The organism is Clostridium culturomicium (genome assembly GCF_000821305.1).
In the GTDB taxonomy this organism is placed as follows: Bacteria; Bacillota; Clostridia; order Clostridiales; family Clostridiaceae; genus Clostridium_J; species Clostridium_J culturomicium.
This window is the reverse complement of the sequence record NZ_CCXK01000015.1, coordinates 496,726-513,775: the sequence shown is the minus strand read 5'-3', so window position 1 is coordinate 513,775 and position 17,050 is coordinate 496,726. Positions and strand designations below refer to the sequence as shown.

Below are 17,050 nucleotides of genomic sequence, written 5' to 3'. Positions count from 1 at the left end.
ATGATAACAGTAATAGGGGTAAGGTTTAAAAAGGCGGGAAAGATATATTATTTCAATCCTGGTGAGTTAAATATAAAAAAAGGTGACTTTGTAATAGTTGAAACAGCTAGAGGAATAGAATTTGGAGAATGTGTAGTTGGTATAAAAGAGCTTAAGGAGGGAGAAATTGTTGCTCCTCTTAAGAATGTTATTAGAAAGGCTACAGAAGAAGATATAAATTTAAACATTGAGAATAAGTCTAAGGAAGAAGAAGCTCTTAGAATATGCTTAGAGAAAATTAAAGCCCATGACTTAAGAATGAAGTTAATAGATGTTGAGTATACATTTGATAATAATAAAGTTATATTTTACTTCACAGCCGATGGAAGGGTTGACTTTAGAGAGTTAGTAAAGGATTTAGCCTCAATTTTTAGAACTAGAATAGAGTTAAGACAAATCGGGGTAAGAGATGAAGCAAAAATGACAGGTGGTCTTGGCCCTTGTGGAAGAAGCTTATGTTGCTCTACATTCCTAGGAGAATTTGCTCCAGTTTCTATTAAGATGGCTAAGGAACAAAACCTTTCTTTAAATCCAACTAAAATTTCAGGAATTTGCGGAAGACTTATGTGCTGTTTAAACTATGAACAAGAAACTTACGAAGGCATAAGAAAGAGACTTCCTAAGGTTGGTTCTATAGTTAACACACCTTATGGAAAGGGTGAGGTTGTTTCAAGCAGCGTAGTTAAAGAAGCTGTTAAAGTTAAGGTAACATTAAAAGAAGGCGAAGATGATATAAAGGCTGTTGGAATTAATGAATTAACATTAATATCAGGAAGCTTTGAAGATGTTATTAATGATGTGGATATAAAAGAACTAGAAAAACAAATCGAAGATCCATCGATAATTAAGGAACTATTTAAAGAAAATTAGGGGGATAGATATGAAGAGTACTCTAAAAATTTGTGATATGATAACATCAAAAGATGTCACAAGGATTAAGAATGCTATATCTACTAATGAAGGTGTAATTGCTTGTGGTATTCACAAAGCAAAGAAGGAAGCAGAAATAGTTTATGATAATAATTTTATATCTATAGAAGAGATAATTGAATCTATAGAAAATGAAGGATATATGGTAATTTAATTTTAAAACCTAGAAAAAGCTTTTAGGAAGATTGTAGTTTGAACTGCAATCTTCTTTTTTTATAAAAAAATATAAAAAAATATTAAATTGACATTCCAACATGTATAATTTTTACCATTTTGGTCCATAAATTAAATATAATTCATTAATTTTATGAGAGGTGTTAATAATGAAATTTAAAAAACAAATAGGAATAATTATAAGCTGTATAGCAATATTAGCTGTAGTATTTCTTGCAGTTAGCTACATTGGAGATAAAGACAATACTGCTTCAAATAAGAACGATTCAAACGTAATTGAAACAGGATCTAATACTAATGACAAAACTGATAAAGAAACAGCTAATGAGACATCTAATGATGAGACTACTACAGTAAGTAAAACAGATGATGAAAAAGAAACAGCACAAAAGGAAGAAGATTCTAAAGTAAGTGAAGGTATTAAAGAAGGGTACTATACTGTTAAAGAAACAGATACATTATTTAGTATTGCAAAAGCTTATATGCCTAATTCTGATCCAACAAAGGTAGTAGAAACAATAAAACAAAGAAATAATTTAACTGATGATGTAATTTCACAAGGGCAAAAGTTAATTATTTCTTATGAAACAGCATTAGAAAATCAAAGCAATGATTCTAAAGATAGTGCTACTGCAACAGGAGATCATGCAAGTCATAAGAGTTATGTTGTAAAAGAAGGAGATACATTATTTAGTATTGCACAAAAGAATATGACATCAATGAATGTTATGGATGCTGTAGAAGCTATAAAAGCACATAATAGCATAGGAGATTCTGATGTTATTAAGGTAGATCAAAAAATTTGTATTCCAGCCTCAGAGCAATAGTTTATTAAAGCTTTGAATTGGAAGATAGAAATAAAAACAAAAAATATAACTAAAGAGTCTGTTAGATAACTAATAACTGTGCAAAAAACAAACGAATAAAAACAAATGAATAAGAATTAAATATAAAAATTAAATATAATGATTAAAAGTATTAAAGGTATAATCACTAGAGAATGTAGTGTGTTATATCTTTAATACTTTTACAGAATCACAATCAGCGTAAATAAAGTCACTATCTAAAGTTAAAAGGTATTCAATGTTATTACATATGCAGGATGCCAAATGGGTTGCATCATTTATAGAGAGCATATTCTTAACCATTAATTCTTTAGTTTTAATCATACACTGTTTATTAATATCAACATAGGAGTACTTAACTGTGTTTTCAAGTTGATTATGCATGGCAACGGCAGTTTTATAATATATGCTAAGAAGATCACGTTTTTTAGTATTTTTAGATATATTGTCAAAGTATTTTTTATAAGGTATCTCTCTTAATTTATCAATTCTCTTATCCTTTATGATTTTTTTATCATATTTACTGAAGGAGGATATAATATCCTTTATATTAGTTTGAGAGTTAAATGGATTTCTTTTATCCATTTTATGACGTATATCAAGCATAAAAACCCTATACATAATTTGATTTAATACTTCAGCAGATATTATATTTGTTATAAATAGTTTGGTTTTTTTATTTATTAATATCCTAAATACTTCAATGCATTCTGCATGATGAATGTCATCATCATATACTAAACTAAGTAAAAAGGATGCATCCAGGAGTATGGTAGTATTGGAGTTAAAATCTATAGAGTTAAAAGGATATATTAGTATTTCCATAATGCAGTCCTTTCCGTTATATTACTTATATTAAGTTTATTAAGCTTATTGAATCCTTATTACATGTAAATATATAAATTAATCATTTTATATAATATGATTGTCATGAATTAAGTGCATGTATAATTAGGATTTTAGTGGAAACAATATTAATGACAAGTAAATCATAAATATAAACCCTTAAAGCAATATGCAGATGAAGAATTTATGAAGATAAATTTAAAGTCGACATATTGCTTCCCCCTATATGTAATATAGATTCCTTAAGTATGTAAATGCTTAAGGAATTTTTACGTTATACTAAATTCAATATAAAGAACTGTTGTAAGATGTGAGATACTTTCTAAAAATGTTCCATAAGATGAAAAAACAAAGATATTAGTATATAATAGGAGAGATACTTTAAGTTTGTATTTCAAAAGGATTCTACTGTTGGTTAATTTGATTAGATGAAATTTGACAGTGAAGATTTTTGAGTTAGTTACAAAGAAAGTAGCTTGTTGAATATTTACTAAAAGGTTTGTAATAAGAATAAGAGGCTTCATTATATTGGTTTATAATTTAAATAAGTTGATAATAAAGTAAGGATGTAAGAAAGGAATAAAAAAATGAATCTTGTTAGAGATGATGAAACTTTAGATGATTTACAATTGAAGGGAATACATATAATACAAAAAAAGAAAGGCTTTAGATTTGGAGTAGATGCAGTTTTACTCGCTAATTTTGCAAAGGTTAAGAAGAATGGAACAGTCATTGATTTATGTAGTGGAACAGGAATTATTCCATTTATTATAAAAGGAAAAAGCCAATGCGGGCTAGTTAGAGGTATAGAAATACAAAAGGAATTTGCAGAAATGGCAAATAGGTCTTCAGAGTACAATAAATTTGAGGATGAAGTTAAATTTATTGAAGGAGATTTAAAGGATAAAAAGCTGCTAAAAGAGTTGGGAAGAGTTGATGTGGTAACTGTTAATCCACCGTATAAGCTTCATAATGCTGGAATACTGAATGAGACGGATAGAAGCACAATAGCAAGACATGAGGTATGTTGTAAGCTAGAAGATGTTATTTCTGCAGCGAGGGACTTATTAAAGGATAATGGCAGGTTTTTTATGGTCCATAGACCTGAACGATTAGTTGATATTTTATCATTAATGAGAAAATATAAAATAGAACCTAAAAGATTAAGATTTGTACACCCTAAGCCAGGCAAAGCACCAAACATTGTCTTAGTTGAGGGTCAGAGAGATGGCGGAGAATTTCTGAAAATAGAAGATCCATTATATGTACACCTAGAGGATAATTCATATTCTAAAGAAATCCAAGAGATGTATAATTCACAGTCACTGGGGGTATAGAAAGTTATAACTAGTCTGAAGAGTATTAGGAGGAATAGAGGATGAGTGGAAAATTATATTTAATACCTACTCCAATAGGGAATTTAAAGGATATAACATTAAGGGCATTAGAGACATTGAAAAGTGTAGATTTAATTGCATGTGAGGATACTAGACAAAGCTTGAAGCTATTAAATCACTTTGGAATAAAAAAGACATTAGTTAGCTATCATAAGCATAATGAAAATGGTAAAAGTGAGGATATAATCAAAAGGTTATTAGAGGGTCAGAATATAGCAATTATTAGTGATGCAGGAACACCGGGAATATCAGATCCAGGTGCAGTAATAGCTAAAAGATGTATAGAGGAAAATATTGAGTTTGAGGTTTATCCAGGAGCTACAGCAATAACAACAGCTTTAGTATACTCAGGATTAGACACAGATAAATTTATCTTTGTAGGATTCTTATCCAGAGAAAATAAGGATAGAAAAGAAACTATGAACAGCTTAGTCGATAGACAAGAAACAATCATTTTATATGAAGCACCACATAGGATTCAATCAACATTAAGCTTTATAAGAGAAGTTCTTGGAAATAGAAGGATAGCTGTATGTAAGGAGCTTACTAAGTTACATGAAACTATTCTTAGGGGTACCGTGGATGAGTGCATAAAGTATTATGAGGAGAATGCACCTAGAGGTGAATATGTAATTGTTATTTCAGGAAAAAGCAAAGAAGAGATTATAGAGGAGAAAAAACTTCAGTGGGAAGAACTTACAGTGGAAGAACACATAATGAAGTTTATTAGTGAAGGGAAGAATAAAAAAGAAGCTGTTAAATTAGTTGCAAAGGAAAGAGGCTTACATAAGTCCGAGATTTACAAGTATTCTTTAGATTTGTAGGGTTGATTTATAATATTTTTAGTAATTAAGTTTATTTTTAAGAATATATTTAATATATAGCCATATGAATATATATGGCTTGTCTTATTTTTTGAAGTAAAATACTTGTAGTAGGTATAAATATAGTGTTATAATTGTAAGAGAAAAGTAAGAATTAGAGGGGGGGATTTTTTTTGAAAAAGAAGAGCATATCACTAGTACTTGCTTTAGCTTTAAGTTTTGCATCGATTAGTACTGGTGTGCTTGCTGACCCATATAGTGATAAGGCAGCATACGAGCAGGAATTAGCAGAAAATAAAAAGAATTACAAAAGTGCCCAAGAGCAAGTTGATGAGATTCAAGCTAAAATACAAGAAGTCAACTCTAGAATGGAAGATATAACTAGTGAGATAGAGGGTTTAGAGAAAGAGATTTCGGGTGTTCAAGGTAAGATTGATGAGAGCAACAAGAAGGTACAAGCTACAGAAGAAGATATAGAAGAAGAAAGTGATTTATTTGGTAAAAGAATGAGAGCTATGTATATCAATGGATTGGATAGCTATGTAGAGGTTCTTTTAGAAGCAGATAGTTTTTCAGATTTTTTATCTAGATTAACTAATATAAAAACAATTATTAATCATGATACTATGGTTATTAATAACTTAGTTGAAAAGAAAGAAGTAATTGTAGCTGAAAAAGCTGTTATAGAAGAAGAAAAGGCTAAATTAGATGTATTACAAGCTGAAAATAATGCAAAATTAGACGAGCTAGAAGCTCAAAAATCAGAAAAAGAAGTAGCTCTTTCTGAAGCAGAAAAAAATAAAGATTTATTTGAAGCAGCTATGAAGGAGTCAGAGCAACAATTAAATCAGACTTTAGCATTAATTAGTTCATACACTGGTGGAGGAAATGACAGACCTAATAGAGGTGATAGTTTTGTACCACCAAGCGCAACAGGTAATGCTATAGTAGATTATGCTATGCAATTTTTAGGTGTTCCATATGTTTGGGGCGGAAGTAGTCCAAGTGGATTTGACTGCTCAGGATTGACAAGCTATGTTTATAGAGCTTGTGGAATAAGCATAAATAGAACTGCTGATGCACAGATGCATCAAGGTACTTATGTTCCTAGAGATCAATTACAACCTGGAGATTTAGTATTCTTCGGTTCAGGTGGATATGCATATCACGTTGGTATATACGTTGGAAACAACAGTTATTTACACGCACCACAAGATAATGAAGTTGTAAAAATATCAACAATGGCATATCGTCATGACTATCTACAAGGTAGAAGATATAACTAAGAGTTATTTGAGACCAGCAACAGTGTTGTTGGGCTTTTTATGTCTTAAAGTAAAGAGATGCTTCTTTAACGTACATTAAGTTCACCTTTTAGTTATATGAACTTAATGCTTTCAATGAACTGAAAGGTAGTTTCTTATAAATATATACGGATGAAATAAAAAAACGTTACGGGTTTCGTAACGTTTTTTTATCTATTTTCCTTGTTTCTTTAAGTCTGAAAGACAGTTTGTACATATATTTTTGCTTTTGTAGTTAACTACATCACGAGCATCACCGCAGAATATGCAAGCTGGCTCATACTTTTTTAGAATTACTTGATCACCATCAACATATATTTCAAGAGCATCCTTAACATCTATGTTTAATGTTCTTCTTAATTCCACTGGAATAACAATTCTACCTAGTTCGTCCACTTTTCTTACAACACCTGTTGATTTCATAAAAATTCCTCCTATATTTTCAATCCAATCAATAAAAATATGTTTTATATTCCATATTATTGAATTTAATACCATATTATTAATAATAGTACAAAGATATTTAAAAGTCAATAAATTTTGATAAATTTTCTTGTTTATATTACAAGAATTGTAATAAATGTGATGTCGGTTAAAGCTGAATTATAGTCTATTATGCATACAATGTATATATTTATAAATTATGTAGAAAGTATTACAGGATTATCGACAAAAATGGAATAATATATTAAATGAAGCTCGTATAAGTTATCAGATGATGGAGTAATTTGTAGTTTTAAGAAATTTGAAGGGAAAACAATAGGAATATTCATAGTTATATACAGTAATATCTGGATTTATACACAGCCCATCTGTGGATAATGTTAATAATTTTTGTGGATATCAATTAACTTTAGATATATCAACAGTTATTTTAAGATTATAATTAACATTGATTGTTGATATATTACAAGTATTTTTAAGTAAAATTGTGTTTAATGTTGATAAAGATTGTTTAGAATTAATATATGAAGGTATATGTTTAAAATCATTCAATTTAAAATTAGATTTAATTAGGTTATATAATATGAAATTAGTAGTAAATTATATATAATTAATTAATATTCTAGAAAAGGGGCTAAGATGTTTGTAAAAATATAGGTTATAATTTATAATAATCTTAAAGAATGTATATATAATTTAAAGAATTTCATAAACTTTTATTATAGATTTTAAGCTTAAGTGAGGTGTAACGATGAAATATAATGAAGGTAATAATAAAGATATTTTTGATGATATACTATTGAGAATTTCTGAAATAACAAATGAAACTACAGATAAAAGTTCTATCTCTTATGATGATTTACCACAGTATGATTTATTTTTATCACAAGTAAAAGATTATTTAAATGATAGATTCGATCAAGATAATTTTACAAATAGCATTCTTCAGAATTACATTAAAAGTGATGTAGTATCAAAACCAGAGGATGGAAGAAAACGAGGTTATACAAAGCTACATTTGGTTCAGTTAGTTCTTATTGCAAATATGAGACCAATTTTGACAACAGATGAAATAAGAAGTGTATTTAGATTAGCTTTCAATGATATTAATAGTAGAGAAGATGATATTTTATCATGGGAAGATACTTATAAGATGTTCGGAGAACTTCAGGAAAAAAGTCTTGCTATGGATTTGAAATTTATAGCTGATGAAGAGGCTAGAAAAAATATATTTAATAAATACCTTGAAAAGTATGAATTTAATGCAGAAGAAAAAGAAAGAATAATGATTTTTTTAGTGGTTATGAGTTTAGTTGCTCAAGCTAGTAATATAAAGAAATTAGTAACTACTTTAGTTAAAGAATATGGAGATAAGTATAATTAAAGGAAGCTCCTTTTCATATACATTCAAAGGAGTATGTTCCACTTAGCCAAATCAAAGATTTGGCGTGTCACTAATATGAATAAAAAAATCATCTCAGGTAAAAACATAATATTAAGTGTTTATAGAGGAGATGATTTTATGAAGTCTATTTATTTAAAAGATATTATAAATACAATGGATTCCCAGGAAATAAATATTGAACTGATTGTTAGAGAAAAAAATGTTGGAGTTAACACTATAGAATATATTTTAGGAGATATAACAGGAGATATTAAGTATAATTCAAAGACAAATTTTGATGCAGGAGAGATAGTAACAGCTGTTTGCAAAAATAATGATATAAAAAATGCATATAAATATGAAGGGAATTATACCTTAAAGGATTTCATGCCATATTCACCTAAACATATAGATACAATAATGAAGGAACTTGAAGAATTAACAACTAATACATTTACTGACCAGGAAGCTATTAGATTAGATAATTATTTTTTTTCTAATAAGGGTTTTATTAAGTTATTCTCAACAGGTATAGGCGGTTTTGGACATCATATATATATTGGAGGATTAGCTGAGCATACTTTAAATGTAGTTTATTGGACAAATAGCTTAGCTGAAAGGTACCATTGTAAATATAGAGATATAGCGGTGTTATCTGCAAAGCTTCATGATATAGGTAAAATATATGAGTATAGCCATGTGGGAGCTTTCAAAAGTACTTTTAGGGGAGAGATGGAAGGTCATATTGTTATAGGAATTGAGATGATTGAAGAGGCTTTCAAAAATGATAGCTTTAGTTATAGTGAGGATTTTAAAAATAGAGTTAAAGGATGTATAGTACAGCATCATGGAATGCCAGAGTATGGATCTCCAAAGAGTCCCAATACAGAAGAAGCATATATGGTACATTTTGCTGACTACATTGATGCTACTATGAGTAAAATCTCCAAGTTGAAATCTGAAACGCCAGAAAATAGCTGGTCAGCATTTAATGAGGAGTTGAAAACAAAAATATTTATATAAACAATAAAGGCTGTCTATTATTTAGACAGCCATTTTTGTTTAATGAATGTAGCTGAATAAATTAACTACAGCTGCTTTCACCAAAAGCCTTTGAAACTACTTTAAAGGTTTCTCCAAAGAATGTTTTTTGGTAAGATACTGTACATTCTTCAAAAACAAATTCTTCATCTTGGTTTGCTACAAAATCTATTCCATCTACATTTACTAATGTATCATCTTCCTTTTGTTCATCCAGAACAACACCTAACTTTGGGCCTCCTCAGCCAAAACCTGCAATAGTTAATCTTACAGCTGATTTGTTTTGTTCTTTAAGAGCATTAGTTAAAGCAGTTTTTGCTGCATCTTCTAAATGTATTTTCATGTAATATTCCTCCTTAATTTGATATAATATTATAAATTAACATAAATTGAAGTTAATTTAATTCAAAACACATGTTACATTGGAGAAAACATGTCTAGTAATAATAATTACATTTTACTTTCTTTTAATTTACAATTCAATAAAAATATTTTTGTAATAGAATAGTTTTAATATAATATAAATACGTAGAAATACATATTTAAATATGTTGACATACTTATTTTTTTAGAGTAAACTGTGATTAATAAGTTTGTGTTATTCAAATCAAAGATTTGGAAGTCCACTAAAATTTAATATAAATCCTTTTAAATACAGTACAGAGATACTGGCAAGGGAAGAATGAATAGATTGTATTATAATATTATTATGCACAGAACTATGAGTAGGATGTGTAGAAATATAAGGTTGTTTATGATGCAATTTGAAATTGTTAAGATATGAATTGATTTCAAAGCTTTCCTTTAATTAGGAAAGCTTTTTTTATTAAAGTAATTACCTTTAAATTATCCCAGAGAGGTTAAAAAGGAGTGTTTTAAATGTTAAAAGGAAAAAATGTAATTGACCCAATGGATCTTTCACTAGAAGAGTTAGATGAAATTCTTAACTTAGCGGATGAGATTATTGCAGAGCCTAACAAATTCACACATGCATGTGACGGAAATGTATTAGCAGCTTTATTCTATGAACCAAGTACAAGAACGAGATTAAGCTTTGAAGCAGCAATGTGCAGATTAGGTGGAAAAGTAATAGGATTTTCAGAGCCTAATGCAAGTTCAGTAGCAAAGGGTGAAAGCATAGCAGATACGATAAGAACAATTGCATGTTATGCAGATGTGGCTGTAATGAGACATCCGAAAGAAGGGGCTCCAAGAGTTGCAGCACAATATAGTGATATACCAGTGATAAATGCAGGGGATGGCGGACATCAGCACCCAACTCAAACTCTAACAGATTTACTTACAATCAGAGCAACTATGGGAAGATTAGATAATCTAACAATAGGATGCTGTGGAGATTTAAAGTTTGGTAGAACGGTTCACTCTCTAATAAAGACTTTAAGCAGATATGAAAATAATAAATTTATTTTAATATCACCAGAGGAGCTTGAAATACCTGAGTATATAAGAAGAGAAGTTTTGGAAAAGAGAAACATTGAGTTTAAACAAGTAAGAACCATGGAAGAGGCTATGGATGAGTTAGATATATTATATATGACTCGTGTGCAAAGAGAGAGATTTTTCAATGAAGAAGATTATATAAAATTAAAAGATACTTATATATTAGATAATGAAAAAATGAAACTGGCAAAGAAGGAGATGATAGTTCTTCATCCACTACCAAGGGTAAATGAAATTTCTTATGAAGTAGATAATGACCAAAGGGCTATTTATTTCAAGCAGGCTAAGTACGGAATGTTTGTTAGAATGGCATTGATTCTAAAGCTATTAGGAATTTATTAAGAGTGTAATGGAGGAATGAGCTATGTTAACTATAAATAGTATAAAAGATGGTATTGTTATAGATCATATCAAAGCTGGCGAGGGAATAAAAATATTTAACTTTTTAAACCTACATGAGGCAGACTTCTCAGTAGCACTTATAATGAATGCTTCAAGTGAAAAATGTGGCAAAAAAGATATCATAAAAATTGAAAACAAAATAGATTTAGATTTAAAAATTCTTGGAGTTATAGATCCAGATATAACAATAGATATAATTGAAAATGAAAAAATAAAAGAAAAGATAAAACTAAAGCTTCCAGAAAAGGTTGAAAATGTTATAAAGTGCAAAAATCCTAGATGTGTAACATCTATAGAGCCAAACATAAAGCATATTCATTACTTAGTAGATGCGGAAACTAAGGAATATAGCTGTCACTATTGTGATGATTTACAAAGGATTAATTCATTATACTAGGAGGAAATTGCATTATGGATTTATGTATTAAAAATGGAACAGTCGTTGACTGGAGTGGGACATTTAAGGGTGACATATATATAAAGGACGGAGTTATATGTGAACTTGGGAGAGAATTAATAAAGGATTGTACTACAATAGATGCAAATGGATTAGTTGTGATGCCTAGTTTTGTAGATTTACATGTTCATTTTAGAGAACCAGGATTAACATATAAAGAAGATATTGAGACTGGTTCAATGGCAGCTGTAAGAGGCGGATATACAATGGTAAATCTAATGGCGAATACAAATCCTGTATGCAGCACCATGGAAACTGTAAAGTATGTAGAGGATAAAGGTAAAGAAATAGGGCTTGTTGATATAAATCAGGTGGTATCAATAACAAATGAATTCAGTGGGGATGATATAAGCCATCTTGATAAATTCGAAAAAGGTGATATTAAGGTAATATCAGAAGATGGTAAGGATGTTATGCATAGCGAAGTTATGCTCAATGCCATGGTTAAGGCAAAGGAAAAGGATATTACGGTAATGTGTCACTGTGAAAATCATAACTTATCAAGCATTGATATGAGGCTTGCAGAGAACACAATGACTTGGAGAAATATAACACTTGCTAAATATGCAGGTTGTAAGGTTCATTTCTCACATGTCAGCACAAAAGAGTCTATGGAATATATCATAAAGGCAAGAGCTAAAGGTCATAAAGTTACTTGCGAAGTGGCACCTCATCATTTAGCCTTAACAGATGATGAATGCAACTATAGAGTAAATCCTCCGATAAGAAGCAAAGAGGATGTAGATTACTTAATAGAAGCTATTAAGGCAGGAGATGTAGATGCAATTGCTACAGACCATGCACCACATAGTGAAGATGACAAGGAAAAGGGAGCCCCAGGGATCTCAGGAATAGAAACTTCCTTTAGTGTATGCTATTCAAAGCTAGTAAAAGAAGGTCATATAAGCTTAAATCAGTTAAGTGAGATAATGAGTAAAAGACCAAGTGAAATTTTAGGTGTAAATAAAGGGATGATAGACATCGGATATGATGGGGACTTAGTACTTCTAGATTTAGATAAAGAGTATGAGATAAATAGATTTGATTTTGTATCAAAGGGAAAAAATACTCCATTCCAAGGTAAAAAGGTTTATGGAGAAGTAGTAAAAACAATTAAAGGCGGAAAGATTGTTTATTCAAACAAATAGATGAGGAGATATGAAGATGATTATAGATAGATTATTTAAAACAGTAGCAGAAAAAGGACATGTTTGTGTTGGGTTAGACACAGACATAGCATATATTCCAGAGAGCTTTAAAGCAAAATATGAAAACATAGGAGATGCGATATTTGAGTTTAACAAAGCTATAATAGATGCAACAGTGGATGTAGCTGCATGTTTTAAACCACAAATAGCATATTATGAGACTTATGGAATAGATGGATTAAGAGCTTACGCAAGAACAATGCAGTATTTAAAGGAAAAAGGAGCTCTTTCTATAGGAGATATAAAAAGAGGAGATATTTCTAGAACTGCAGAGATGTATGCTAAAGCTCACTTTGCAGGAGAATTTGAGGCTGATTTTATAACTCTAAGCCCATACATGGGATTAGACAGTATAGAGCCATATCTTCCATACCTAAAAAGTAATGAAAAAGGAGTTTTTGTTTTAATAAGAACTTCAAACAAAGGAAGCAAAGATATTCAATATGTTGAAACTGCTGGAGATAGAAGAGTTTACAATGTTGTTGGAGAGTTAATAAACAACCTTGGAAAAGAGTACATGGGAGAGTGCGGATATAGCTCAGTTGGTGGAGTTATAGGATGTACTCATGTTGATGAAGGAATAGAAATCAGAAAAGATTTAGACAGCACTTTCTTCTTAATACCAGGATATGGTGCACAAGGTGGAAAAGCTGAAGACGTGGCACTTTACCTTAAAGAAGGAAATGGCGGAGTTGTAAACTCATCTAGAGGCATCATGCTTGCATATAAAGGTAAAGAAGATGGAGAAACAAACTTTGCTAAATATGCAAGAGAAGAAGTTATAAGAATGAGAGATGAAATCTTAGGAGCAATAGCTAACTTAAAGAAATAGATAAATTAAAATGCCATACAGTATTTGTATGGCATTGAATTAAAATAGGTTATTAGGAGATTACGATATGGGAAAAAGTTATGAATATAATGTGTGTAAAGTAATAGAGAATAAGAAAATTTCCGAGGGAATATTTAAACTTACTGTTGAAGGAAAGTTTGAAGCAAAGCCAGGACAGTTTTATATGCTAAGAAGTTGGGACAAGGAACCACTATTATGGAGACCTATTAGTATTCATAATATAAGTGAAAATTCCATAGAGTTTTTATATCAATTAGTTGGAGATGGAACTAAGCTTTTAAGCAAATTAGAAGCAGGGGACGACGTGAAGGTTGTTGGACCATTAGGAAACGGCTTTAATTTAGATGAAATTAAAGGAAGAGTAGCGGTTGTTTCAGGTGGAATTGGTGTTGCACCGATGAGATATCTGGTAGAAGGAATAAAAAAACATACTGAAGCTGAAGTAGAGGTATTCTCAGGATTTAGAGATGAGGTCTATGGAATAGAAGAAATTGCAGCTTTAGAGACTTCAGTAAAGGTATCTACAGAGGATGGAAGTGTTGGTACCAAGGGATTTGTTACAGCGCTATTTGATCCAAAGGATTTTGATTTAGTTTTATGTTGTGGACCAGAAGTTATGATGTATAACGTAATTAAATTATGCAGAGAAGCAGGTACTAAAATATATATATCTGAAGAAAAGAAAATGGCTTGTGGAATAGGTGCATGTTTAGTGTGTACTTGTAAAACTGTTAAAGGAAATAAGAGAACTTGTAAGGATGGTCCTGTATTCGATGGGGCTGAAATAGAGATTTAAAGGAGAGATTATGCTTAAAGTAAATATTTGTGATGTAGAATTTAAAAATCCGATAATGACTGCTTCAGGGACCTTTGGATTCGGGGAAGAATATGCTGAGTTTTATGATTTATCAAAGCTTGGTGGAATATGCAGCAAGGGTCTGACTTTAAATGAAAGACAAGGTAACTATGGAATCAGAATAAAGGAAACTACAGGTGGAATGTTAAACAGTGTGGGCCTTCAAAATCCAGGAGTTGATACTTTCATAGAAAGAGAAATTCCAAAGATGAGAAACTACAATACTAACATCATTGCAAATGTTGGTGGTGGAACTGTAGAAGAGTATATAGCAATAATAGAGAAACTTAATGATAAGGATATAGATATGGTAGAATTAAATATATCATGTCCTAATGTTAAGCATGGTGGAATGGCACTTGGAATAAAAGCGGATGTAGCTCATGATGCTGTTAAGGAAGTAAAGAAGATATGTAAGAAACCACTTATGGTTAAATTATCTCCTAACGCTGAGAACATTGTTGATATGGCAGTAGCATGTGAAGAAGCAGGTGCTGATGCTCTATCTCTTGTAAACACATTCCAAGGAATGTCTATAGATTATAAGAAGAGGAAGGCTGTATTTGACAATGTCTATGCAGGGTTCTCAGGGCCAGCTATAAAGCCAATAGCCTTAAGAATGGTACATCAGGTTGCAAAAGCTTGTAAAGTGCCTGTAGTGGGACTTGGTGGAATTACAAATTGGGAAGATGCTATAGAATTCATAATGGCAGGAGCTACTGGAATTCAAGTAGGAACTGCAAATTTCATAAATCCATTTGCACCAATAGAAATACTTGAGGGCATAGAAAACTTCTTAATTAAAGAAGGTGTTAAGGATATAAATGAAATTATAGGAATTATATAGTAAAATATAAATTGAATAAACAAATGATTTTATTGGGAGGAATAAATTATGGAAAACAAAATTATAAATATATTAAAAGAGTGTGATGCACTATTAGAGGGACATTTCTTATTATCATCAGGAAAACACAGTAACAGATACTGCCAATGTGCAAAGTTACTTCAACACCCAGATAAAGCTGCGGAGGTTTTAGCGGTAGTTGCAGAAAAGGTTAAAGATTTAAATGTAGATATGTTGGTTGGACCAGCTATGGGTGGAATTATTGTTGCATATGAATTAGCGAGACAACTTGGAAAACCAGGAATATTCACTGAGAGAAAAGACGGGGAAATGACTTTAACAAGAGGATTTGAAGTTAAGCCAGGTCAAAGAATATTAATAACAGAAGACGTTGTAACAACAGGAAAATCTTCAATGGAAGTTGCTAAAATATTAGAAAGCTATGGAGCTGAAGTTATAGGTATTTGCTGTATAGTTGACAGAAGAGCTGCTGATTGTGAAGTAGCACTTCCAATCTATAGTGCAGTTAAATTAGAAATAGAAAGCTTTGATAAGGAAGAATGTCCATTATGTAAAGAGAATATTCCATATGTTAAGCCAGGAAGCAGAAATATAAAATAAGATACTATTTATTAAGTTTATAATGTAAATAAGATAACAGCCTAGAATTCTTTCATGAGAGAGTCCTAGGCTGTTTCATTTTAGGGAAATAATCTATGGGAATTATTAATTACCAAATGTCTTAACAATGCAGTGAAAGATTTAATTGATTTCTTACAATTTGAAGTCATAATTTGAAGAAAGTCATAATAATATATATCAGTAATTAACAACTTTTGTAAGGAGAGGCAAGATGATTAATAAAATTCCTGATGTAATATATGATAAGAATGGAAATCGAATTAGGGTAATAAAGGCAAGTGAGATTTTCTTTAGTAGCAAAGGCCGAAAGGGATATGTACTTCATATTGAAAGAGAAGAGAGGATAACAAGTATAAGCGAGTTTGATTTGACTGAAGAGGATGGTAAATATATAATTACCAGAGATGTTTTGAAAAACAGCCATGATTTGTAGTTAGTGTTAAATATATTCAGATGTAAATCGTATAAGCATATACTTTAATTTATAAGCCACACTAGTAATAGCTATTTAAATATTATGAAGGATTATTATAAATGATATGTGGAGGCTTATAGGATGAAGAAAAATAAAAACTGTTTTTTAGTAAAGTGTTTATTGCTGATATTAACTATAAACTTATTTATGATTACAGGATGCAATGAGCAAGGAGACAAAAGTGACAGTGTTGGCGCGGGGCCAACTATTGAAGATATGGGGAATGCAAATATTGATAAAGATAAGGATGAAGTTATTAAGGATGCTATTAGGATGAGTGAAGGCTTAATGCTTAGATTAAATGATATATCAGGAATCACTACATCAATGGTGTTTATTAATCATGAGGCAGTATTGGTGGCAGTAAAGCTTGAAGCTGGTATAGAGCTTTCAACAGAATTACGTGATGTTATATCAAAAGAGGTATATGAAATATATCCAGAGGCTAAGACTATAGCAATAAGTGATGATGAGTATGTTTATAAATCTATTGATAAGTTATTAAGATCTTATAAAGAAAATGATCCAGTAGAAGAATTGTTGAATGATTTGAAGGAAATAATAAAGGAATTATAAAAAATAGGTGGAGTAATCTTAGAACAAGATATACTCCACCTATTT

Annotated in this window: 19 protein-coding genes; 17 read left to right on the top strand and 2 right to left on the bottom strand. The window is 30.5% G+C overall.

Annotated elements, in window-relative coordinates; genetic code table 11:
* From BN1075_RS09375 to BN1075_RS09365, 3 genes are all read left to right on the top strand, one after another.
* Entirely contained in the window at positions 1–909 is a 909-nt protein-coding gene (locus BN1075_RS09375) for a PSP1 domain-containing protein (RefSeq protein ID WP_040192838.1), read from the top strand.
* Positions 910–919: 10 nt separating this feature from the next.
* Positions 920–1,123 carry a cation transporter gene (locus BN1075_RS09370; protein WP_040192837.1) on the top strand — a complete coding sequence of 68 codons (204 nt, stop codon included), beginning with the start codon at positions 920–922 and terminating at the stop codon, positions 1,121–1,123.
* A 169-nt stretch (positions 1,124–1,292) separates the two neighbouring features.
* On the top strand, positions 1,293–1,970 hold the full coding sequence (locus BN1075_RS09365; RefSeq protein WP_040192836.1) for a LysM peptidoglycan-binding domain-containing protein: 678 nt from the start codon (positions 1,293–1,295) through the stop codon (positions 1,968–1,970).
* 183 nt (positions 1,971–2,153) lie between these two features.
* On the opposite strand, the gene BN1075_RS09360 is transcribed toward BN1075_RS09365, so the two are convergent.
* Positions 2,154–2,813, bottom strand: coding sequence for a type II toxin-antitoxin system VapC family toxin (locus BN1075_RS09360; protein WP_040192835.1), 660 nt, complete (start codon positions 2,811–2,813; stop codon positions 2,154–2,156).
* Between the two features lie 608 nt (positions 2,814–3,421).
* Between BN1075_RS09360 and BN1075_RS09355 the strand changes: the two genes are divergently transcribed.
* From BN1075_RS09355 to BN1075_RS20755, 3 genes are all read left to right on the top strand, one after another.
* Positions 3,422–4,171, top strand: a complete 750-nt coding sequence (locus BN1075_RS09355) for a tRNA1(Val) (adenine(37)-N6)-methyltransferase (RefSeq protein WP_040192834.1) — start codon at positions 3,422–3,424, stop codon at positions 4,169–4,171.
* A gap of 41 nt (positions 4,172–4,212) precedes the next feature.
* Positions 4,213–5,055, top strand: coding sequence for a 16S rRNA (cytidine(1402)-2'-O)-methyltransferase (gene rsmI / locus BN1075_RS09350; protein WP_040192833.1), 843 nt, complete (start codon positions 4,213–4,215; stop codon positions 5,053–5,055).
* A 173-nt stretch (positions 5,056–5,228) separates the two neighbouring features.
* A complete protein-coding gene (locus tag BN1075_RS20755) occupies positions 5,229–6,341 on the top strand; it encodes a C40 family peptidase (protein ID WP_052406491.1) in 1,113 nt (370 codons plus the stop codon).
* A 192-nt stretch (positions 6,342–6,533) separates the two neighbouring features.
* Here the strand turns inward: BN1075_RS20755 and BN1075_RS09340 are convergent, their stop codons facing one another.
* A complete protein-coding gene (locus tag BN1075_RS09340; RefSeq protein ID WP_040192832.1) occupies positions 6,534–6,782 on the bottom strand; it encodes an AbrB/MazE/SpoVT family DNA-binding domain-containing protein in 249 nt (82 codons plus the stop codon).
* Positions 6,783–7,554: 772 nt separating this feature from the next.
* Between BN1075_RS09340 and BN1075_RS09335 the strand changes: the two genes are divergently transcribed.
* The 11 genes from BN1075_RS09335 (at position 7,555) to BN1075_RS09285 (ending at position 17,005) form a co-directional block, all read left to right on the top strand.
* The gene (locus tag BN1075_RS09335; protein ID WP_042387126.1) at positions 7,555–8,187 is read left to right on the top strand and encodes a DUF1836 domain-containing protein; all 633 of its coding nucleotides are present in this window, start codon (positions 7,555–7,557) and stop codon (positions 8,185–8,187) included.
* Between the two features lie 138 nt (positions 8,188–8,325).
* Positions 8,326–9,210: an HD domain-containing protein gene (locus BN1075_RS09330; protein ID WP_040192831.1), complete on the top strand. Its 885-nt coding sequence runs from the start codon at positions 8,326–8,328 to the stop codon at positions 9,208–9,210.
* Positions 9,211–10,107: 897 nt separating this feature from the next.
* Positions 10,108–11,031, top strand: coding sequence for an aspartate carbamoyltransferase (pyrB, locus tag BN1075_RS09325; RefSeq protein WP_040192830.1), 924 nt, complete (start codon positions 10,108–10,110; stop codon positions 11,029–11,031).
* Positions 11,032–11,053: 22 nt separating this feature from the next.
* On the top strand, positions 11,054–11,488 hold the full coding sequence (locus tag BN1075_RS09320; RefSeq protein ID WP_040192829.1) for an aspartate carbamoyltransferase regulatory subunit: 435 nt from the start codon (positions 11,054–11,056) through the stop codon (positions 11,486–11,488).
* 14 nt (positions 11,489–11,502) lie between these two features.
* The gene (locus BN1075_RS09315) at positions 11,503–12,696 is read left to right on the top strand and encodes a dihydroorotase (RefSeq protein WP_040192828.1); all 1,194 of its coding nucleotides are present in this window, start codon (positions 11,503–11,505) and stop codon (positions 12,694–12,696) included.
* Between the two features lie 16 nt (positions 12,697–12,712).
* Positions 12,713–13,588 (top strand): orotidine-5'-phosphate decarboxylase, encoded by an 876-nt coding sequence (gene pyrF, locus BN1075_RS09310; protein ID WP_040192827.1) that lies wholly within the window; start codon positions 12,713–12,715, stop codon positions 13,586–13,588.
* 67 nt (positions 13,589–13,655) lie between these two features.
* Positions 13,656–14,405 (top strand): dihydroorotate dehydrogenase electron transfer subunit, encoded by a 750-nt coding sequence (locus tag BN1075_RS09305; protein ID WP_040192826.1) that lies wholly within the window; start codon positions 13,656–13,658, stop codon positions 14,403–14,405.
* A 10-nt stretch (positions 14,406–14,415) separates the two neighbouring features.
* A complete protein-coding gene (locus BN1075_RS09300) occupies positions 14,416–15,312 on the top strand; it encodes a dihydroorotate dehydrogenase (protein ID WP_040192825.1) in 897 nt (298 codons plus the stop codon).
* 48 nt (positions 15,313–15,360) lie between these two features.
* On the top strand, positions 15,361–15,933 hold the full coding sequence (pyrE, locus tag BN1075_RS09295; RefSeq protein ID WP_040192824.1) for an orotate phosphoribosyltransferase: 573 nt from the start codon (positions 15,361–15,363) through the stop codon (positions 15,931–15,933).
* Positions 15,934–16,165: 232 nt separating this feature from the next.
* Positions 16,166–16,387 carry a hypothetical protein gene (locus tag BN1075_RS09290; protein WP_040192823.1) on the top strand — a complete coding sequence of 74 codons (222 nt, stop codon included), beginning with the start codon at positions 16,166–16,168 and terminating at the stop codon, positions 16,385–16,387.
* Between the two features lie 123 nt (positions 16,388–16,510).
* The gene (locus BN1075_RS09285; RefSeq protein WP_040192822.1) at positions 16,511–17,005 is read left to right on the top strand and encodes a YhcN/YlaJ family sporulation lipoprotein; all 495 of its coding nucleotides are present in this window, start codon (positions 16,511–16,513) and stop codon (positions 17,003–17,005) included.
* The last annotated feature ends 45 nt before the right edge of the window (positions 17,006–17,050 follow it).